At 72.8% G+C, this 21,623-nt stretch carries 15 protein-coding genes; all 15 read left to right on the top strand.

What is annotated here, in order from left to right; genetic code table 11:
* The first annotated feature begins 123 nt into the window (after nt 1-123).
* The 15 genes from MTO99_RS17565 to MTO99_RS17635 all read left to right on the top strand — a co-directional run bounded on the left by MTO99_RS17565 (nt 124) and on the right by MTO99_RS17635 (nt 21,536).
* Complete coding sequence (locus MTO99_RS17565) at nt 124-441, top strand: WXG100 family type VII secretion target (protein WP_243555398.1); 318 nt, start codon at nt 124-126, stop codon at nt 439-441.
* Between the two features lie 34 nt (nt 442-475).
* Nucleotides 476-766: a WXG100 family type VII secretion target gene (locus MTO99_RS17570; RefSeq protein WP_243555401.1), complete on the top strand. Its 291-nt coding sequence runs from the start codon at nt 476-478 to the stop codon at nt 764-766.
* Between the two features lie 129 nt (nt 767-895).
* Nucleotides 896-1,384 carry a hypothetical protein gene (locus tag MTO99_RS17575; protein WP_243555404.1) on the top strand — a complete coding sequence of 163 codons (489 nt, stop codon included), beginning with the start codon at nt 896-898 and terminating at the stop codon, nt 1,382-1,384.
* A gap of 1 nt (nt 1,385) precedes the next feature.
* A complete protein-coding gene (locus MTO99_RS17580; protein ID WP_243555406.1) occupies nt 1,386-2,684 on the top strand; it encodes a S8 family peptidase in 1,299 nt (432 codons plus the stop codon).
* 2 nt (nt 2,685-2,686) lie between these two features.
* Nucleotides 2,687-4,009, top strand: coding sequence for a hypothetical protein (locus tag MTO99_RS17585; RefSeq protein ID WP_243555409.1), 1,323 nt, complete (start codon nt 2,687-2,689; stop codon nt 4,007-4,009).
* Complete coding sequence (locus MTO99_RS17590; protein ID WP_243555411.1) at nt 4,006-5,082, top strand: hypothetical protein; 1,077 nt, start codon at nt 4,006-4,008, stop codon at nt 5,080-5,082. Before MTO99_RS17585 ends, MTO99_RS17590 begins: the two co-directional genes overlap by 4 nt.
* Nucleotides 5,079-5,819: a WXG100-like domain-containing protein gene (locus MTO99_RS17595; protein ID WP_243555413.1), complete on the top strand. Its 741-nt coding sequence runs from the start codon at nt 5,079-5,081 to the stop codon at nt 5,817-5,819. The genes MTO99_RS17590 and MTO99_RS17595 overlap by 4 nt, the downstream gene beginning before the upstream one ends.
* Nucleotides 5,816-6,280: a hypothetical protein gene (locus tag MTO99_RS17600; protein WP_243555414.1), complete on the top strand. Its 465-nt coding sequence runs from the start codon at nt 5,816-5,818 to the stop codon at nt 6,278-6,280. The genes MTO99_RS17595 and MTO99_RS17600 overlap by 4 nt, the downstream gene beginning before the upstream one ends.
* A complete protein-coding gene (locus MTO99_RS17605) occupies nt 6,277-7,647 on the top strand; it encodes a hypothetical protein (protein ID WP_243555415.1) in 1,371 nt (456 codons plus the stop codon). The genes MTO99_RS17600 and MTO99_RS17605 overlap by 4 nt, the downstream gene beginning before the upstream one ends.
* The gene (locus tag MTO99_RS17610; protein ID WP_243555425.1) at nt 7,644-8,840 is read left to right on the top strand and encodes an RDD family protein; all 1,197 of its coding nucleotides are present in this window, start codon (nt 7,644-7,646) and stop codon (nt 8,838-8,840) included. The genes MTO99_RS17605 and MTO99_RS17610 overlap by 4 nt, the downstream gene beginning before the upstream one ends.
* Nucleotides 8,840-12,820, top strand: a complete 3,981-nt coding sequence (gene eccCa, locus MTO99_RS17615; protein WP_243555431.1) for a type VII secretion protein EccCa — start codon at nt 8,840-8,842, stop codon at nt 12,818-12,820. The genes MTO99_RS17610 and eccCa overlap by 1 nt, the downstream gene beginning before the upstream one ends.
* A gap of 4 nt (nt 12,821-12,824) precedes the next feature.
* Nucleotides 12,825-13,388, top strand: a complete 564-nt coding sequence (locus MTO99_RS17620; protein ID WP_243555434.1) for a GNAT family N-acetyltransferase — start codon at nt 12,825-12,827, stop codon at nt 13,386-13,388.
* A gap of 23 nt (nt 13,389-13,411) precedes the next feature.
* The gene (locus tag MTO99_RS17625; protein WP_243555437.1) at nt 13,412-14,353 is read left to right on the top strand and encodes an FHA domain-containing protein; all 942 of its coding nucleotides are present in this window, start codon (nt 13,412-13,414) and stop codon (nt 14,351-14,353) included.
* A gap of 17 nt (nt 14,354-14,370) precedes the next feature.
* Entirely contained in the window at nt 14,371-15,498 is a 1,128-nt protein-coding gene (locus MTO99_RS17630; protein WP_243555440.1) for a serine/threonine-protein kinase, read from the top strand.
* Entirely contained in the window at nt 15,498-21,536 is a 6,039-nt protein-coding gene (locus tag MTO99_RS17635) for an Ig-like domain-containing protein (protein ID WP_243555447.1), read from the top strand. Before MTO99_RS17630 ends, MTO99_RS17635 begins: the two co-directional genes overlap by 1 nt.
* Nucleotides 21,537-21,623 lie beyond the last annotated feature (87 nt).

The following is a 21,623-nucleotide window of genomic DNA, read 5'->3' on the forward strand; positions in this document are numbered from 1 at the left end:
CGGGGGCATGGGGGCGATCGGAAAAGCGTGCTTCACATTACTGCAACAGACGTCGCCGATCCCCCCTAACGGGGTACGCTCTCCACCGTCCACGTTGCAACTTGGGGTGAAAAGGAGGGCGAGATGGCAGATGTGATCTCCGCCGAAGAAGGGGCGCTGCGCCGTGGTGCGCAGGCCGTGAACGAGGCCAAGGGAGCCATCGATCAGAAGGTCCGCGCCGTGCGTGCCGAGATCAGCGAGCTGAACGGCTACTGGAGCGGTGCCGCTGCGAACTCGTTCACGGGTCTGCTGAACCGTTGGGACGCCGAGACGACCAAGCTCAACGAGGTGCTGGTCACCCTCGAAGAGGCGCTGTCGGGCACCGAGCGCGACCAGGCTGCGCTCGAAGAGGAGCACCAGCAGACGATCGCGGGCCTCGGCTCGATGATGTCGGGCGCGTAGGCGCCGAGTCGAGACACGAGAGAAGGAGACGGATATGCAGGGGTTCTCAGTCAAGCCCGAGCAGGTCATCGGTCTGGGCGGCAAGATCCGCGGCGGCGCGAGGGGGATCCGTACGGATCTCGACCGCCTCGAGTCCGAGGTCGGCAAGCTCCGCTCGGCGTGGGGCGGTGAGGCGCAGGCCGCCTACGACCAGGCCCAGCTGAAGTGGAACCGTTCGCTCGAAGAACTGCAGCAGCTGCTCGAGCAGATCGCGACCAAGACCGAGCAGATGTCGGGTGGCTACACCTCGGGCGACAACCAGTCGGCGAAGCGCTTCTCGGTCTGATCAGGCTTCGAGCGATGGGGTGCGCGGCGGACCGTGGCACCCCATCGCTGTGCGGCGGCCCCCGGGCCGCCGCACTTCGGTGAGCGGTACCGCATTCGCACGTGGAGCGAGAGAACGGAGGGGCCGAAGATGGCTGAGGAGATCTCGGTCGAACCCGAGCAGGTGTTCGCGGCGTTGGGTGTCGTGTTCAACCGGCTGAGTCACCTGCCGCCGGCTGAGGCACTCACGCAGACGACGGGGGCGACGGGCGCCGACAGCGACGCGGTCGCGAAGTTCGCGCTCGCGCTGAACAGGCTCGGTGAGCAACTCAGCACCACGGTCGACGGCATCGCGAAGTCGATGATCGCCATCGGCGGGCAGATCCGCGAAGCGGTGCGCCATCAGGTCGAACTGGATGCCACGTTCTCCGACGAGGCGGACACGATCACGGCGCTCCTCGACGGGCTGGAGCGGGCGTACCCCGAGTACGCGGCCGCGGCCGCGGCAGCGGCGGCATCTGCGGCGTCCACGGCCGTCGCAGCGGCGGCGGCCGCCGCGTCTCCGGCGGGCACGTCATCGACCGCAGCATCGACGACGCCGGTGACGACGAGCTCGGGGCTCACCCTCGAGGCTCGCTGAGGTGGCATTCGTGATGCAGCGGGTGCTGCGTGGTGTGGTCGGGGGGCTGGTCGCGGGTGGGGTGGTGTTCGGTGCGGGGGTGTCGGCGTCTGGTGCGGAGTCGGTGCCGGGGGATTGGTATTTCGAGGTGTACGGGGTGCAGGAGTCGTTGGATGCCGGGTTCGACGGGTCGGGCGTGACGGTCGCGGTGATCGATCTGCAGGTCAATCCCGAGGTGCCCACGTTGCAGGGGGTGGATCTGACGGTGGCCGACCCGTTCTGCCGGGACGAGTCGGGTGCGGTGATTCCTGCGGTATCGACCGTGGTGTCGGACGCGGCGCATGGGACGAACTCGGTGTCGTTGGTCGCGGGCACGGGTGCGGGGTATCCGGGTCAGATCGGGGTGCGCGGCGCGGCGCCGGGCGCGAAGGTGCTGTTCTACAGCGGCGGACGCGACACCGCGGGCCGCCTGGGTTTCGTCGAGTGCGATGACGAATCACTCGAGCCCGCTTCATACGATGTGCTGTTCGAGCAGGCGTTGGATGACGGGGCGGACATCATCACCATCCAGGTCGGTTCCAGCCCGGTGGATTCGGCGTTGGTGGCGCGGGCGGTGCGTGAGGGCGTGATCGTGCTGCAAGGGCTTTCGAATGAACAGGTGGTCGAACGCACCGGGGCCGGGCTTGCGGGGATGAATGGTGTGGTGGGGGTGCAGGCGATCGATGCGTTCGGGAATCTGCAGAACGGTCCGGATTCCACGGACACGAGTGTGGATGTCGCGGCGCCGGGGGTGGGGTTGACGGCGCAGGGCGGCCCGGGTGAGGTGTCGTGGGAGGTGCAGACGGTGCAGTCGGGCACGTCGAACGCGACGCCGTTCACGGCTGGGGTGCTGGCGGCGGTGTGGTCGAAGTATCCCGAGGCGACGGGCAATCAGTTGCTGCAGTCGTTGGTGCGCAACACGGGCACGGAGGATCATGCGTTGTCGCGTGATGACGGGTTCGGGTACGGGATCGTGTCGTTGCGGCACATGTTGGCGGTGGATCCGACGCAGTACGACGATGTGAATCCGTTGGTCGTGGACGAGCGGACCCTCGACGAGGACGAGGCGTGGCTGGTCGAGCCGAGGTACGAGGAGATCTTCCCCGGCCAGCAGGCCGGCGACCAGCCCGCGACGGGCCGGCCCGCGGCAGGGTTGCCGGGGTGGGTCGTGCCGGTCGTGATCTCGGCGGTGCTGGGTGTGCTGCTGCTGGCCGGCGTGATCGTGCTGGTCGTGGTGCTGGCCACACGGGGTGCGGCATCGCGGCAGATCGAGAAGGGGTGACCATGGGGCAGTACGAAGACGAGCTGACACGAATCGCACAGGCGGGGGAGTGGGACGCGAGACACCTCGCGCGGCTCGACACCGCGCTCGAGTCGATCGGTCGGGCCGTGCAGAGCCTCGCCGACCTCTCGGGCACCGAGGCGTGGAGAGGCGACGCCGCCACCGCCGCGGCGGGCACGCTGAACACGTTCACCCAGGTCGTCTCACAGGTGCGCACCGGCCTCGACACGGCGAACACCGCGATCACTGCCGCGAACGAGGCGCGAAGGCGCGCGGTCGAGGCGAGCGGCGAGTTGCCCGCGGCCGAGGTGGACCCCATGTGGAAGCGCGCGGCGCAGGTCGGAGCGACGGTCGTGTTCCCGCCGCTCGGCACGCTCGCCTCGGATGTCGCGATCGGCACGATCGAGTCGTGGCTCGGCGGTCAGCGCGAAGACGCGGCGAGGGCTGCCCGCGACGAACTGGCGCGCGTGGCCGACGAACAGGCGAAGCGGCTGGACGTCGCAACGAGGCAGGCGCGGGACGGAGTCTGGAACCTACCCGCACCTACGCCGATCTCGATCCTCGAACCAGATCCGACTGACATCGACCCGGTCGATATCCCCGAGTGGAATCGCCCGCGCTCGGGCGGCGGCGGCACGAGCGGCAGCTCGTCACTCTCGGTCGACGGCTCGGTCGTCGGGGTGGCGCCGATCGGATCGATCGGCACGATCGAGACCGGGGCGCCCGGCGATTCCGGGAGCGCAGGCGGCGGCCGGATCGGCATCGATGACGGCGACGGAACGGGCGGCGACGGTGGAATCGGGGGCGACCGTGGTCCGGGCGGAGGCTCGGGGTCCAACGGCACGCTCGGTACCGGGACCGGGACCGGGTCGGGTCCGGGGCTGCTCGCCGGAGTCGGCGGGGCCGCCATCGGCGCGGCTGCACTCGCGGTCGGAGCGAAGGCCGCCGCCGGAGGCTCGTTGTTCGGCGGTGCCGGCGGTGGTGCGGGTGCCGGCGCGATCGGTCGCGGTGCGGCCGGTGCTGGTGGTGCGGGTGGTGCGGGCGGCGCGAGCGGTGTCGGGGGTGCCGGCGGCGGCCTGAACGGGCGGTCGGGCGGGCTCGAAGGGGGCGCGGCGCGCAACGCCTCGAGCACGACGGCGACGACCGGCAGCGGCGCCGCGGGTGGCCGGGGCATGAGCATGGTCGGCGGACAGCCGGGTGGCTCGACCGGCAGCGCGAAACGAGACCAGCGGGCCGGGCTCGGCGGGCCGATCGCACCGAAACTCGAAGACGACGAAGCGGCACCGCGCTCCCGCGGCGCCGGGGCGGGAGGACGCACGCAATGAGCGGAACGATCAGGGTGGACCCCGAGCTTCTGAACGAGGTCTCGGGCTTCTACCGCGGTCAGGCCCGGCAGACCCAGGACGCCGCCGCGTACGTGCGCGAGCACTGCACGCTCGACGACGCCTTCGGGCTGCTGCTCTCACTGCTCAAGTCGCCCTACGAGCGCAGTCGCGACCAGGCGTTCGACGCGTTCGATCAGATCGCCGCCGCACTCGACGGGGTGGCCGATCAGGTCGACGGCGCGCTCGACGACGCTCGCGTTCAAGAAGACGAGATGCTCGAGACCATTCGCCGGCTCGAGGCCGAACTCGATGCCCTGCGCGCCGAGTTCGACGCGCCGCAGTCGAGCGGCGCGGGCGGCACCTCAGGCGGCGGCACCGGAGGCGGCGGTGGCGGGTACAGCGGTGGCGGCTCGGGCGGCGGTGGCGGGGGCTACAGCGGCGGCGGGTCCGGTGGCTCCGCGGGCGGGTCCGCGACGGGTGGGTCGGCGCCGATCGCAACCGGCGCTGCGCCGGTCACGATCGAGATCGAGGTGAACGGCGACGACAACGTCATCACGATCGGCGACGGAAACACCGTCACCGTCGAAGCATCGCCCGATCACGCTGCAGAGGAGGCCACGGCCGGCGAGGATGCTTCGGCGACCGAGGATGCCGCGACGGCCGAGGATGCCGCGGCGACCGACGACCCCGCAGCCCCGGACGAGGCGGACGCGACGACCGACGAGCCGGCTGCCGACGACTCGGTCGAAGCGCAGGAGGCGGCCGACCGCGCCAAAGCGGAAGCGGACGCGAGACACGCCGAGCTCTACCGGCTGTTCTGGGAGGAGCAGGCGCAGCAGGACCCGCTCGGCCGCAGTGCCGAGGAGCTCGCGCTCGCCTGGGAGCAGCGCCACGGCATCGAGGGCATCGACTCCGACGACCTCGCTCCGGCGATCGGCTACGGCTCCGAGGCATCCGGTCTCGCCGCGGCGCCCGCCGGAATCGGCTCCACCCTGCCGGTGCTGCCCGAACCCGCCACCGGCCACCGCGACCCGCAGTGGCCGTTCACCCACCCCACTGGAGGCGTGCGATGACCATCACCGAGACGCAGAGCGTCACCTCGACGCTGCAGCCGCCGACGGGACGTGCGGGCGAGGGGCTCTACATCTGGCAGCTGCGCCTGCAGTGCGGCGTGATCATCGGCGGCGTCGACGCGGTGATCTCGGCGATCACCGGCTTCAGCCCGCTCGAGGAATGGGTGTTCAAACCCCTTGGCGGCGACTGGGAGGCGCTCGACCGCGGCGCTTCCGCCTGGACCAACGCCGGCAAGGCGGCCACCGCGATCGCCGCGAACGTGCAGGCCGTGCCCGGCCAGATCGGCGACGCGTGGACCGGGGCGACCGCCGACAGCTTCGACGAACTGCAGCACAAGGTCGTCGCGCTCGTCGAACCGCTGCCCGACTCGTGCGCGCAGCTCTCGGCGATGTGCACCGCCCTGGCCACGATGGCGCGGGCCATCGCCGAGTTCGTCGCCCAGATCATGCATGAGCTGCAGGACTGGGCGCTGAAGATGCTCGCGGGCACCGCGATCCCCGGCGGCCAGGTGACGCTGCCGATCTGGATCAGCGAGCTGATGGCGAAGATCGCCAGGTGGGTGCCCAAGCTCACCGGCATGATCAACCGCTTCGTGAGTTTCCTGAGCCGCATCTGGCACATCGTGAACCGCATCATCGGCGTCGTGCAGACGGTGCAGAAGGTGGTCGACAAGCTGGTCAAGGTGTACGGCATCATGCGCACCGGGGCCGACGCGTTCGCCGGAGCCACGGCATGAACGGCGACGAGCTGACGAGCAGCGAGTTCGAGTCGCTCCTCGCCGAACTGGCCGAGGCGACCGCCGAGATCGAGCGCGAGACCCGGGCGCAGCGAGACGCGTTCCGGGCGCAGCGCGACGCCGATCGCGAACGCGACGACGCCGCGGCCGCGGCGCGACGCAACGGCGAGCACGGCCGCGACTGGCAGGTGCTGCAGCAGCGCATCGATCTGTCGCGCACGACGCTCGCTGACATCGTCAACGGCGTGGATGACTCGGACGAAGCCCGGCAGGTGCGTCGCGTGATGCAGCGCGGACTGCCGGAGGCCAGGCAGCAGTTCGCCGATCTGGCCGCCGACGAGCAGCAGGCCGACGCGGTGCGCGGCATCGGCGAGGCCCAGGCCGAGCTCGCCCGCACGATCGATCGCGCACGGGCCATCTCGCTCGACTTCGCCGGAGGGCTGGGGATCCCCCGCGCATGACCGCCCCGACCGTCGAACGTCGCCGCATCACCCTGCTCGGTGAGGCGGGCGGCGTCGACCTCGTCATCCCCGTCGACGATCGGCTGGGCGACGCCCTGCAACGCGTGGGGCTGCACACGAACGTGCGCTCGGCGCGCATCGTGGACCGCCGCGGGGCGACGATCGATCCGGCCACTCCGGGCGGAGAGCTCGACGATGGCGGGCTCTACGCGGTCGTCGAGTCCGATGCCGCGCGGCCGACGCCGGCTCGCGCGCCACGCACCGCGGCGCATCGAGCCGAGCACGGTGCCCGCTGGATCCTGCTCGGAATCGCCCCCGTACTCGGCGTCGTGCTCATCGCGCTCGTCGACTCCACCTCCGCCGCGCGCGTGGCCACCGGCGCCGTGTTCGGCACGGCCGCCGTCGCCACGGCGCTCGTGTGGGCCGCGCGTGCGGGTCGGCCCGGTGCGGCGCCCCCGATCGCGATGGCCGCGCCGGTCGGGCTCGCCGCGGTCGCGGCCGCCGTGCTGGTGCCGGGCGACCTCGTCGCCGCCGTGCAGCTGCGCATCGCGATCGCGCTGCTGGCCGCGGCCGTGCTCGCACTGCTGCTGGCCGTCGGCGTCACCGCGTCGGCGCAGCGCGCGGCGTGGGGCGCCGTCGCCACGCTGCTGCTCGGCTTCGCCGCCGTCCAGGGCGTCGCGCTGCTGCTGCGGATGCCGCTCGACGCCGCCGCGATCGTCTCGCTCGGCATCGTGCCCCTCGCGCTGCGCGCCCTGCCGACCACGCTCGTGAACGTGCCCGAAGGACTGTTCATCGACTACCGCCACTTCATGAGCACCCGGTGGAGCGTGCGCGGGGCGATCCCCGACTCCCCGGCCACCATCGCCGCGAGCGAGGCGGAGCGGGTCGTGCAGGCTTCGACCGGGCGCCTCACCGCGGGCAGCCTGGTGCTCTCGCTCGTGGCGGTGGCGGCCGCGGCGCTCGGCGCGACCCGGATCGGCGCGGGCGAGCCCATGCCGACCATCGGATCCTTCGCGGTGTTCGGCTGCGCGGTGCTGGCGCTGCTGCTCACCCCGCGCCACACGACCGGCCACGCCGCGCGATGGATGCCGCGAGCCGCGGCGATCGCCGTGCTGCTCGCCGCCGTGGCAGGGTCGGGCATCGGGGCGGTCTCGGGCGGTCTCGTCGGCGTGCTCGGCGGAGTCGCGGTGTTCGCGGCCGCCGTGCTCGCCGCCATCGCGAGCCTGCCGATCGCACGCGGTGCGAGATCGCTGGCGTGGTCGCGCGTCGGCGACGTCGTCGAATGGCTCGCCGTCGCCCTCGCCCTGCCCGCCGGGCTGCTCGCCGCCGACACCGTCGAACTGCTGCGCGGAATGATGGCCGCATGACCGCGGTGACCGGAACCCGCGCCGCCGCGGCGAGCACGGGGCGACGCCTCGCGGCCTTCACCGTCGACGTCGTCGTCGTCGCGGTCGTCGGCCTCATCGTCGGGCTCGCGACCGCGAGCGCCGTGCTCGGTCAGGTGGCGGCGCTGCAGTGCGTGCTCGCGCAGTGGGGGCTCGAGGCGCGCATCGGGGCGACCGTCGGCAAACTGCTGCTGCGGTTGCGCACGACCCGCGACGATCGACCCTATTCGCCCGGCGCGGGTCGCGGATTCGTGCGCCTCTGCATCACGGGGATCGGGTTCGCGGTCGGCGTGGTCGGCGCCTGGATCGTGGTGGCGTCGGGCGTCTGGGACCCGAGCGGGCGCCGACGCAGCTGGACGGATCGAGCCGCGCAGACCGTCGTGCTCGCCGTGCCTCCGCGCCGCCGATCCGCGGTGGGCGCCGCCGGCCCGACGCACGCGATGACCGGCGCACCCGGGGTGCACCGTCCCGGGGTCGTGCACGCAGACGCAGCCCTGCACGGCTCTGTGGCGGGGCACGGCGGCCCCGCGGCGTCCGGGCGAGCCGCAGGCGTGCCGCCGCTCCCGGTGGGGGCGCCGCCGGGGATGATCGACGCCCTGCCCGCTCGGATCGACTCCGCACCTGCGGCTCCGCCGCCCGCGCCGTACTCGGCACCCGCCGTGCCGGCCGCGCCGCGCGCACCCTACGCGGCTCCGGCTCAGACGGCGGCCCCGGGCGCGGCGCGGACCGCCACCGCGCCGGCGCCGGCGCATCCGGTCGCTGCCGCCCAGCTCCCGCCTGACGCGCCCGCCGCGCCCGACGCGCCGCAGACCGGCGTCGAAGGCGGCCTGCTGCTCATCTTCGACACCGGGCAGCGCGCGCACCTGCCGTTGCCCGTGATCGCCAACCTCGGGCGCAACCCCGCGCAGAGCCAGTCCGGCGACCGCTTGCTCACGGTGCACGACCCCGAGGGCACGGTGTCGAAGACCCACCTCCGGCTCGAGCACTCGCGAGGGCAGGTCTGGGTGACCGACGGCGGCTCGACGAACGGCACCGAGATCCTCGGCGACGACGGCGCACTGCAGCGGCTCGCGCCGGGTGTGCGCACCCTGCTCGAAGACGGCGACCGGGTGCGCATCGGCAACCGCACGTTCACGCTGAGCCTGCTGCTCGCCTCCGATGGAGAGATCCGCTGATGACCGCACCACGCCTCGCCCCTCCCCGCGTGCCCTCGGGCAAGATCACGGTGCAGGCGCCCCCCGAGCTCGCCCCCGGCGACGGCGGCGGCGGCATGCTCGCGTCGCTCGTGCCGATGCTCGGCAGCGTCGGCGCGATCATCATGGTCTCGATCTCGAACGCGGGCCCGACCGGGTTCATCACCGGCGGCATGTTCCTGCTCTCGGCCCTCGGGTTCGTCGCCGTCAACGGCTGGCGGCAGCGCGCGCAACGGCAGTCGGCCGTCATCGGCGCCCGGCGCGAGTACCTCGCCTACCTGACCGAACTGCGCAAGACCGTGCGCACCGCGGCCCGGCAGCAGCGGCGCGCGGGCAACTGGCAGCTCCCCGCCCCCGAGACGCTGCCGTTCCTCGCCGAGGAGGGCACCCGCGTCTGGGAGCGCTCGGCCGGCGATCCCGATTTCCTCGCCGTGCGGGTCGGCGTCGCGGCGCAGCCGCTCTGCATCGCGCTCGAGGCCCCCGAACTGCCTCCGCTCGCGCAGCTCGACCCCGTCGCCGCCTCCGCCGCGCATCGCTTCATGCTCACCCACGAGACCCAGGCGAACCTGCCCGTCGGCGTGACCCTGCGCGACTACGCCCGCATCGAGCTCACCGGCGGCGAGCACGAGACCCGGGCACTCGCCCGGGCCATGCTGCTCGGCGCCGCCGCGATGCACGGCCCCGATCTGCTGCAGATCGTGGTGCTCGCCGCCGACGAGGCCCTGCCGCAGTGGGAGTGGGCGAAGTGGCTGCCGCACACCCACTCGGCCACCGTGACCGACGGGCTCGGCCCGGCGCGCATGATCGGCTCGTCGTTCGAGGCGCTGGAGTCGATGCTGCCGCCCGAGGTGCGCGAGCGCCCGCGCTTCGCCCGAGACGGCTCGCTGCCGAAACTGCCGCACCTGGTCGTGCTCGTCGACGGCGCCCAGGTGCCGAGCTCGAGCCTCGTGGTGTCGAGCGAGGGCACGCAGGGCGTCACGGTGCTCGAGCTGCCGAGCCGGTGGGACGAGTTCGACGATCAGCACGGCCTGCGCATCTCGTTCAGCGCGGCGGGCCCCGCCGAACTCATCACCATGCAGACCGCCGCGAGGCCGTTCACTCCCGACGTGGTCGACATCGTCACGGCCGAGGCGACCGCACGCCGCCTCACGCCTCGGTACACCGCGACCGTCGCCGGCCCCGTCGACGGCGCGTCGCTCGGCAAGCAGGCCGAACTCGTCGAACTCCTGGGGCTGCCCGACGTGCGGGACCTCGATCTGGATGCCGCGTGGACGCCCCGTCTCGACCGCAACCGCCTGCGGATCCCCATCGGTCAGGATCTGCAGGGCGCGCCGGTCATCCTCGACCTGAAGGAGGCGGCGCACCAGGGTATGGGCCCGCACGGTGTCATGATCGGCGCGACCGGTTCCGGCAAGTCCGAGGTGCTGCGCACGCTCGTGCTCGGCCTCGCGATGACCCACTCGCCCGAACAGCTCAACTTCGTGCTCGTCGACTTCAAGGGCGGTGCGACCTTCGCCGGCATGGCGGGCATGCCGCACGTGTCGGCCATCATCACGAACCTCGGCGAGGAGCTCACCCTCGTCGACCGCTTCCAGGATGCGCTGCAGGGCGAGGTCACCCGGCGTCAGGAGCTGCTGCGCGCATCGGGCAACTTCGCCAACGTCTCCGACTACGAGAAGGCCCGTCGCGGCGGTCGCAGCGACCTCGCGCCGCTGCCCGCGCTGCTCATCGTCGCCGACGAGTTCTCGGAGCTGCTCGCGGCCAAGCCCGAGTTCATCGAGAGCTTCGTCAACATCGGCCGAGTGGGTCGCTCGCTGCAGATGCACCTGCTGCTCGCGTCGCAGCGGCTCGAGGAGGGCAAGCTGCGCGGGCTCGACACCTACCTGTCGTACCGCATCGGATTGCGCACGTTCTCGGCTGCCGAGTCGCGCTCGATCCTGGGCGTGCCCGATGCGTACACGCTGCCCCAGCAGCCGGGCGTCGGATTCCTGAAGAGCGACACCGAGACCATGACCCAGTTCCGAGCGGCGTACGTCTCGGGTCCCCCTCCGCGACGACGGGCGACGGCGACCGCCGCCGGCGGCGGCGTCGAGGCATCCGTCGAACTGTTCACCGCGGCGCCCCGGCACCGCGAGGTCGTCGCCGATCCCGCGCCGGACCCGGTCTCGGCGCCCATCGAACCGGTCGAGCAGCGCAGCACCTTCGACCTCGCGGTCGAGCGGATGCGCGGACGCGGGCCCGAGGCGCACCGCGTCTGGCTGCCGCCGCTGGAGACCCCGTCGACGCTCGACCAGCTGTTCGGCGACCTCGTCGTCGATCCCGCGCTCGGCGCGGTGTCGCCGAAGTGGCGCGCTGCAGGGCCGCTCACCGTGCCGCTCGGGGTCGTCGACGTGCCGCTCGAGCAGCGCCGCGAGGGCCTGGTCGTGTCGCTCGCCGGCGCGGGCGGGCACCTCGCGATCGTCGGTGCGCCGCTCTCGGGCAAATCGACCCTGGCGCGCACGCTCGTCACCGCGCTCTCGCTCGTGCACACGCCGCAGGAGGTGCAGTTCTTCGTGCTCGATTTCGGCGGCGGCACGTTCGCGGGGCTGGCCGGGCTCCCGCACGTCGCGGGCGTCGCGAGTCGCTCCGAGCCCGACGTCGTGCGCCGCACCATCGCCGAGATCACCGGCGTGCTGAACGCTCGCGAGCGGTTCTTCCGCGAGCACGGCATCGATTCGATCGACACGTACCGGCGCCGAAGGGCCGAGGGGCTGGTCGACGACGGCTACGGCGACCTGTTCCTCGTGATCGACGGGTGGGGTGTGCTGCGCACCGACTTCGAACCGCTCGAGCAGGCGGTGCAGCAGCTCGCCGCCCGAGGGCTCACCTTCGGTGTGCACGTGGTCATCACGGCCGCACGCTGGATGGAAGTGCGGGCGAACCTCAAAGACCTCATCGGCTCGCGTATCGAGCTGCGCCTCGGCGACCCCTCAGACTCCGAGATCGACCGCAGAGCCGCTGCCAACGTCACGGTGCGCGCCGGCCGCGGACTCGCGCCCAACCGGCTGCAGATGCTCACGGCGCTGCCTCGCATCGACGGGGATGCCTCGTCGCAGACGCTCGCCGACGGGGTCGACGACCTCGTGGCGCGAGTCAACGCGGCCTGGCGGGGGCCGGCCGGCCCGAAGCTGCGCCTGCTGCCCGAGCGCATCGAGCTCGAGCGGTTGCGCGCGCTCGCCCCCGACGCGTCGGGTCGCCTCCTGCTCGGCATCGACGAGGACGCGCTCGCCCCGTATCTGCTCGACCCCCGCGAGGAGCCGCACCTCTACCTCTACGGCGATACGGGATCGGGCAAATCGTCGATGCTGCGCGCCGTCGCCCACGAGATCATGCGCCTGCACGAGCCGAAGCAGGCGAAGATCTTCGTCGTCGACTACCGGCGGTCGCTGCTCGGCGAGATCCCCGACGAGTACCTCGGCGCCTACCTCACCGGCCACGAGCTCGCGACGAGCGGAGTCGCGGAACTCGCCGACTTCTTCAAGTCGCGCATGCCCGGCGTCGACGTGACCCCCGAGCAGTTGCGCGCCCGCTCGTGGTGGACCGGTGCCGAGGGGTATCTGCTGATCGACGACTACGATCTCGTCGCGACCTCGCAGGGCAACCCGCTCGCTCCGCTCGCCCCGCTGCTGGCGCAGGCGGCCGACCTCGGCCTGCACGTGATCCTGACCCGACGGGCGGGCGGCGCGAGTCGAGCCGCCTACGACCCGATCATCCAGCGGTTCACCGACCTCGGGGTGACGGGCATTCTGCTGAGCGGCAACCCCGAGGAGGGCCAGCTCATCGGCAAGGTCAAGGCGCAGCCCGCGGTGCCGGGCCGGGCCAGGATCGTGAGCCGCGAGCGCGGGGTGGTCGCGGCCCAGCTCGCCTGGGTGCCGTCGAAGCACGCCGCCGACGTCGTGTCGCCGGGTGCTCGCGTAGGCTGACGGGATGACCGGGTTCCACGTGCGGCGCGCGACGGCCGACGATGCGACGGCGCTCGCCGAGGTCGCGGCCGTCACCTTTCCGCTGGCCTGCCCGCCGACGACGACGGATGCCGCGAAGCAGGCGTTCATCGCCGCGCATCTGACGGCCGAGCGGTTCGCCGAGTACCTCGCCGATCCGGCGCGCCTACTGTTCCTCGCCGAGGACGGCGAGGGTGCTCTCGGGTACACGATGCTCGTGTTCGGAGAGCCGGGCGACCCCGATGTGGGCGCGGCGATCAGTCTGCGCCCCACCGTCGAGCTCTCCAAGTGCTACACGCTGCCCCGTGCGCACGGGTCGGGCGCGGCATCCCGGCTCATGACCGCGTCGCTGACCGCGCTCGCCGAGCTCGCCGACCGTCCCGTCGGCGTGTGGCTCGGCGTCAATCAGCAGAACGAGCGCGCGCAGCGGTTCTACCGCAAGCACGGATTCGAGCGGGTCGGCGTGAAGCGGTTCCTCGTCGGCGACCGTTGGGAGGACGATTTCGTCTACGAGCGGGGCCTCGGCCAGGTCGCCGTCGCGGCCGGCTGACGTCGCTCGGGTACAGTCGTTCTGTGTTCGAGTACGCCCCCGCTCCCGACGGCTCCGCGCCGGGATTCGCGATCGTGACCGAGCGCTTCGTCACCCTGCTCGGGCATGACAGCGGCGCCGAGTTCGCGGGCGAGCTGTACTCGCTCCTGGAGGGCGAGGACGCGGAGCTCGCCGACGTGCTCGATCTGCTCGCCCTGGACGGGGGCCCGCCCGACTGCGGCATCGTCGAGGTGGCCGACCAGGCGGCCCGTCGGGTGCATGTCGCGGTGCGCGGCACGGTCGACGTGTCGATGGACGGCGTGGCGTCGACCCGGTTCTCGGGTCCCGAGGGCGGGGCGTGGGTGCTCGGCGAGGCGTCCGGGATCGATGCGCTGCGGCTCGCGATCGGCGCGCCGACGCGATCGGGTGCGCGGCTGCCGATGCATCGCGGCGTCGTGCGCACGTCCGAGATCGCGATGGCGCAGGTGCGCCGACCGGCGCCGACGCGCCGGGATCCGGCGACCATGCCGATCGAGCTCCCCCCGGTCACGGCCGCGATCGACGTGATCGAGGCGGTCGAGGCGACGATCGTTCCGGATGCCTCGGGCCCGGCGTCGGCCGACTGGATCGTGCACCTCCCCGACGGCGGCGAGGTGCGTCCGCCGGTCGTGTTCGGCCGCCGCCCGACGCCGGTGCAGGGCGAGAGCGGCGTGCATGTGGTGACCCCGTCGCCGCAGCGCGAGATCTCGGGGCGTCATCTGCAGGTGCTCGTGGTCGACGGCGTCCCGGTCGCCATCGATCTCGCCTCGACCAACGGGACTCTGGTGCGCGCTCCCGGCCGGGCTCCTCATCTGCTCATCCACAACGCTCAGGTTGCGCTTTCGCCGGGTGATATCCTCGACCTCGGCGAGTCGTACCTCGTGACCGTGGGGGAAGCGGGGGCGGCGCGCACGGAGGCGGAATTCGGGTCGGTCAGCCCGGGCTGACACGGGAGGACTCGAAGGTGGCACCACGGCGCACGGCGACCCCTCCGGTGATCGCCGGCTACACCTACGTCCGGCCGCTCGGTTCGGGCGGGTTCGCCGACGTGTTCCTCTACGAACAGGACATGCCGCGCCGCGTCACGGCGGTCAAGGTGCTGCGCGCCGATGCGATCGACCCCGAGGTCAGACGCAGCTTCAACGCCGAGGCCGACGTCATGGCGCGGCTGTCGACGCATCCGGCCATCGTCACCATCCACCAGGCGTCGATCTCGTCCGACGGCCGCCCCTATCTCGCGATGGAGTTCTGTCCCGAGACGATGGCGGCCCGCTACAAGCGCGCGCCGCTGCCGATCGCCGAGGTGCTCGACGTGGGCGTGCGCCTCGCCGGCGCGCTCGAGACCGCGCACCGGGCGGGTCTGCTGCACCGCGACATCAAACCGTCGAACGTGCTCATCAACGCCTACGGTGCGCCCGTGCTGGCCGACTTCGGCATCGCCGCGGCCGCGCACGGCGACGACGAGAGCGAGGTCTTCGCGATGTCGGTGCCGTGGAGCGCGCCCGAGGTGCTGCGCGAAGAGGTGTCCGGCACCGTCGCGAGCGAGATCTGGAGCCTCGCGGCCACCCTGTACACCCTCGCCGCCGGACGCAGCCCGTTCGAGCTCGACGACCGCGCCCGCAACACCAGCGAACAGCTCATGAAGCGCATCTCGCGTGCGGTGTACCCGCGCATTCCGGTGCCCGGCACGCCCGCCGAACTCGACCGGGTGCTCGCGGCGGCGATGGTGCGCGAGCCGGCACGGCGGCCGGCGTCGATGGCCGCGTTCGCCGATCTGCTGCGCGACGCGCAGTACCGGCTCGGTCTGCCCGTCACCGCGTTCGAGGTCGCCGCGCCCGAGTGGGCCGGCGCCGCACCGGTGCGGTTCTCCGACGCGTCGGTGCGGGGGCCGGTCATCACCACCGTCGCCCCGAACTCGCGCCGGGCGCAGCGCGCCGCGAAGCGACTCGCGACCGGCGTCGATCGCGACGGCCTGCCCGTGGCCGCGGCCGCACCGAAGCGGTCGATGACCGCCGGGCTCGTCGGCGCCGGCATCGGCGTGGGCGTGGTCGCGGCCGCAGTGGTCGTCCTCGAACTCACCGGGCTCATCTGATGGCCGCCCGAACCGAGCGCCGCGGGCCGCGGCGCGCAGCGATCGCCGCGCTGATCGCCGCGATCGCCGTCGTGGGCACCGTCGCCGGGTTCGCGATCACGTCGGCCGGGTACCAGGCCCAGGAGGTGCCCCGGCTCGAATCCTCGGTGTGGGTGACCCGCGACGACGGCAAGTACGCCCGGGTCAACACCGACCTCGCCGAGCTCGACACGGTGCGCACGGTCGACGATCCGAGCGGGGTGGCGCAGTCGGGCGCCGACGCGGTGGTGTTCAGCGGAGGGTTCCGCGAGCGCTGGTCGGTCGACGCCGCGGCGCCGACCGATCTCGTCGACGCGCAGGCCGCCGCCGAGCCGGTCGACGGCGAGTCCCAGGCCGCCGCAGCGGTGGCCGACCCCACGCCCGAGGGCACCCGCGAGGTCGTGGTCGCCGGCCGCCACCTCGTCTACCGCAGCGACGCCGGCCGAGTCGCCGTCGGATCGCTCGACTCGCCCGACGTGTCGCCGGTCGACCCGTTCGCGGCGGAGGCGCGCGAAGCGGGCGGCGAGGCATCCGTCGTCTATTCGGCGAACGCCGTCGGCATCGACGACGACGGCCGGCTCGCGGCGTACTCGGCGGCCGAGGGCGCGGTGCGCCGGTTCGACGTCGACGCGCTCGAGTTCGTCGGCGGCCCGGTCGAGCTCGTCGACGCGCCCGGTGCGGATGCGGTGCTGCAGCTCGCGATGGCGGGCGGGCGCTGGATCCTCGTCGAGGCGGCCGAGGGCCGGGCCTGGATCGAGGGCCTCGACGAACCGATCGAACTCGACATCGCCGGCGACGCCCGGCTGCAGCAGGGCTCGGCCGATGGCGAGTCGGCGCTGATCGCCGACAGCGACGGGCTCGTCGAGGTCGACCTGTCGACCGGCGCAGCGACCCGCACCGTCCAGGCGGCGGGCGTTCCCGCCGCGCCGGTGCGCCTCGGCGACGAAGCCGTCGCGGCGTGGATCTCCGAGCGCGGCGGCCTGCTCTGGTCGGCGTCGCTCGGCGAGGTTCCGCTCACCGTGCCCGACGACGCGCTCGACTCCGTGTCGGCGATCGTGCCCGAACTGCGCTCGAACGGCGACCGGGTCGTGCTGAACGAGGCCACGAGCGGCCTCGTGTGGACCGCACCCGACGGCCGGGCGGTGCCGCTCGGCCAGTGGGAGGCCGACGACGACACCAAGCAGGAGGGGTCGCTCGTCGTCGACGACGTCGCCGAGCAGAAGCCGCCCGTCGCCGTCCCCGATGCGTTCGGCGTGCGCGCCGGGCAGCTCGTCCGGCTGCCCGTGCTGCTCAACGACCACGACCCCAACCGCTCCGACGTGCTCACGATCGACCGCGGCTCGCTCACCCAGCCCGACGGGTTCGGCACCGTGTCGCTCGTCGCCAACAGCCAGACGCTCGTCGTCGACGTGCAGGCGACGTCGGGCACGGCGACGTTCCAGTACGCCGTCTCCGACGGGCAGGCGGTGTCCGCCCCGGTCGCCGTGACCCTCACCGTGGTGCCCGACGACCAGAACTCGGCGCCCGAGTGGTGCGGCGTCGAGGAGTGCCGGCAGGTCTGGCCGTCGCCGCACGTGCTGGCCGGCGGCACCGCCATCGTGCCCGTGCTCGAAGCGTGGGTCGACCCCGACGGCGACCCGGTCGTGCTCACCGATGCGCGCGCCGTCGACGCCGACGCCCCCGTCACGGTGGTTCCCCGGGCCGACGGTCGCGTCGCGATCCGGCACACCGACCCCAACGCCGACGCCTCCGTCCCGATCACGCTGACCGTCACCGACGCGCACGGCGCGGCCACCGAGAAGACGCTCGAGCTCGTGGTGTCGGCGGCGTCGCCGCTCGAGGCCGACGCGGTCGCGGTCACGGCCGGTGCCGGCGAGACGGTCGTGGTGAAGGTCGCCGACCACGTCTCGGGCGGCTCCGGCTCGTTCCGCCTGCTGGACGCGGTCGACGCCAAGGCCGGGGCATCCGGTCTCATCGTCACGCCGAACCCCGCGGCCGGCGAGATCGAGCTGGGCGCACCCGAGCCGGGCGAACACGTCGTGACGTACACCGTCGTCGATTCCGTGTCCCAGGCCGAGCAGTCGGCGACGATCCGACTGACCGTGGTCGACCTCGACGCCCCGCTCGGCATCGCGCCGATCACGGCGTTCGTGCGGCCCGGCGAAGACACCACCGTCGACGTGCTGCGCGCGGTGCAGAACTCGAGCGGGCGCGTGCTGCTGGTGTCGGGCGCGTCGAGCTCCACCGGCGACCTCAGCGTCGGCATCGTCGGCGCGTCGCAGCTGCGGGTCGCGATCGCGGGCGGAACGGCGCCGGCCGGTGCGAACGCGCTGCTCGGCCGCGCCCGGGTGACGGTCACCGACGGCACGGGCGCCTCGGTCGTCGGCGTCGTCAACGTGTTCCTCGCCGCCGACGCGGGCGACGAGGCGCCGATCGCCCTGCCCGACAGCGTCACCGTGCGCGCCGGCGAACTCGCCGACATCCCCGTGCTGGCCAACGACGTCAGCCCGCGCGGCGCCCGCCTGCTCGTCGGGCACGACGTCGTCGGCTCCGGAACCGAGGGCGAGCTCGCGTTCGCCGCCGGCGACCAGCTGCGGTACGTCGCCCCCGACGTGCCGGGAACCTATCGCCTCGCCTACTCGGTCGCGCTCGAGAGCGACCCCGCACGCACCGACCACGCGGGGGTCACCGTGACGGTGCTGCCGGCCGGCGCCAACCGCCCGCCCCGCCCGCCGGTCCTGTCGGCGCGCGTCCTGAGCGGCCAGAGCGTCGAGATCCCGGTGGCGCTGACGGGCATCGACCCCGATGGCGACCGCGTGGCGCTCTCGGGCATCAGCCAGCCGCCCGCCGGCGCGGGCACCGCCTCCATCGGCGCCGAGGGCGACACCATCGTGTACCGGGCGCCCGCGGCGGGCGTGGCCGGCGGTCAGCTCGAATTCACGTACACCGTGCGCGACGGCGCCGGCGCCGAGCAGACCTCGACCGTTCGCGTCGGCGTGCTCGACGCCGAGCTCTCGGATGCGGCGCCCGTCACCTTCAGCGACTACGTGCGCACCACCCGCGGGTCGGCGACGCCGATCACGGTGCAGCCGCTCGGCAACGACCGCGATCCGGCGCTCGGGTCGCTCGAGCTCGTCGAGGTCGTGCCGAACGCGCCCAACGGCAGCTCCGAGTACGAGCGTCTCGCCGCGCTCATCGACGACGCGACGGCCCTCGACCACGGCCAGGTGGTGCTGCGGGCGGGCGACGTCGCCGGAACGAACTCCTACCTGTACACCGCCCGGTCCTCGACCACCTCGTCGACCGCGCAGGGGCTGATCGTGCTCGGCGTCGGGGAGTCCGCGGCGGTCGACCACCCGGTCATCACCGACACGGTGGTGACGGCGCGCAACCGCACCGACTTCGAGGGCCGCGGGCTCGACGTGGTCACCGGCAAGGTCTCCTGGTCGAACGGCGACCTCCAGAGCCTCGAGGTCGAGCTGTGGGGCGCCGCGGCGTCGCGGTACGACGTCGACGGCTGGCGGGTGTCGGGCAAGCTGCCGAAGAACGGCGACGTGGTGGCGTTCCGCGTCACCTCGCGCGACGACGACGCGGTCGAGGCCTACGGCATCCTGCGGATCCCCGCCTTCGACGACCTGCCGGTGCAGCTGCGTTCCGACCTCGACCCGGTCGACGTGGGCGAAGAGAAGACCGCCGCGTTCGACGTGCGCGACCTGCTCGACCTGCCGGCCGCCGACCAGGTGCAGCTGGGCGAAGGGCCTTTCACGGTGCAGCGCGCGAACTCGTCGTGCACCGCCGCCGGTGCCGACCGGGCCCAGTACCAGGCGGGCCGCGAAGCACCCTGGAGCGACACCTGTCTGATCCGGGTGCGGCTCGAGGGCCAGCAGCGGTGGTCGTCGATCGCGGTGCCGATCGAGATCGAACCGAAGAACCCGCAGGCCCAGCTGTCGGCGATCTCGCGCACCGTCGCGCCCGGCGCGACCGAGACGGTGGCGCTCTACGACGCGATGACCAGCTGGGAGGGCGGCCGCGTCGGCGATCGTGCCGCCCTGGCGTACAGCGTCTCGTACGGCGGGTCGGCGTTCCTGCAGCACGGCTCCGGCGACCAGGTCAGCTTCGAGGCGCGCGCGGATGCGGTGCCCGGCACGCGCGAGACCGCGACGGTGTCGGTGTCCGCGTTCGGCGGACTGAGCGCGACGATCACGCTCGTCGTCGGGGTGGCTCCGCCCGACGCGCCCCGCGGCGCCTCCTTCACGACGGAGTGCACGGTCAGCACCGGCAGCTGCTCGATCCCGGTGACCGGCATCGGCGGCGAGTACGATCCGTTCGCCGGCAAGCAGGGCGCGGGGTTGCACCTCGTGTCGATCGGCGCGAGCGGGGGCGGTGTGCGCTGCGACGCGGCATCCGTCTCGACCGCGGGCGACGCCGTCGTCGCGACCTTCCCCTCGGGCAAGGCCGCCTACGGCGGAACCTGCACCGTGCCGTACACGGTGCGCGACGCGCAGAACCGCACCGGGCAGGGCACGCTCACCATCGACGTGCTGGGCTACCCGCAGGCGCCGCAGAGCATCTCGACCGTCGCGTACACCGGCACGAGCGTGACGCTCGAGATCCCGCTCGGCGAGGCCGCGAAGGCGCACCCGCCGGTCACGGGCGTCACCATCCAGCGCGACGGACGCGCCCAGGATGCCTCGTGCTCGGCCGCCCTGTCGGGCGTCTGGCGGTGCACCGTCGACGGCCTCGAGAACGGTCAGCGGTCGCGCTACACGGCACGGGCGGTCAACTCGGTCGGCGAATCCGTCGAGACCAGCGCGGTCGAGAGCTGGGCGTACCGCGCACCCGAGATCATCGACGCGACGTCCCGGCCGGTCTACGACAACGGCACCCGCACGGATCGCGCGATCGTCGAGCTCACCGTGCGCTCCTCGGCGGACACCCAGGGTCTGCGCGTCGTGGAGCTGAACCGGTCGCTCGAGCGGCAGGGCGACGTGTCCACCTACCGGCTCGAGCTGACGCCGGGCGGCCAGGTGCTCACCATCGTGCCGTCGAGCCGGTTCCAGCCGCCGATCACCGGTTCCATCGACGGCAGCGCCCGCTCGATCTCGGTCGAGGCGGCCGGCGCGCCGAGGTTCCGCAGCGAGATCGGCGCCGGAGCGAAGTCCGACACGTCCATCGAGGTCACGGGCGGCGAGGTCGACGCGAACGGCTCGAGCGCCGCGATCGAGACGCGGTACGTCGCGTGGCGCAACGGCGGGCAGCCCCAGTGCTCGGTCACCTCCAGCGGGGGCGGGCTGACCGTCTCGGGCGGGTCGGACGCGATCGTGTCCGACACCCCGGTCATCTCCGGGGTCGAGTCGTACGAGACGTACCGGGTCAAGGCGTGCGCGTCGAACGGTTTCGGCCTCGTCGAATCGAACACCGTGTCCGTCAACGTGGTCGTCACGCCCCCGAAGCCCGGCGGCACCACGACCTACACCGTGAACACGACCCCCGAGCAGAACGGGTCGCAGTACTACTACCGCCTGAAGAGCGCGCCCGAGATCTCGGTGCCGAACAACTACAAGCAGCGGCAGTACAAGCTCTCTGGCGGCGACTGGAGCGACACGTTCACGCTCGACCCCGAGTGGGCGCCGAGCGAGGTGCAGGTGCGCGGGTGCTGGATCTTGGGCATCTGCACCGAATCGGCGACCGCGACCCCCGCGACCGCGCCGACCACGGTCATCGTCACGTTCGCCGACCAGTGCCGCGCCGAGCCCGCCGCGGACCTGGTGACCATCTCGTCGGCGGCCCGCGGTTCGGCCACCGTCACCTGGGTAACGGCCGAGGACGCGAAGTCGGCGGTGTACACGGTGACCTTCACCGGCGCGTACGCGTCGCTGCAGCCGATCGAGCGGACGGTGAACCTGTGCCCGCCCGAACCCGAACCCGAACCCGACCCCGATCCGCCGACGACCGACCCGACCGACCCGGATCCGCCGACCACCGACCCGACCGACCCCGGAACCGGCACCGGCGGCTGAGCACCGCGCGCCGAGGCATCCGCCCGAGGCATCCGCCCGGCATCCGCCCGAGGCATCCGAACCCGCACCAGACCTGAACGTCCCACC

The sequence above is a fragment of the Agromyces larvae genome, assembly GCF_022811705.1.
GTDB lineage: Bacteria > Actinomycetota > Actinomycetes > Actinomycetales > Microbacteriaceae > Agromyces > Agromyces larvae.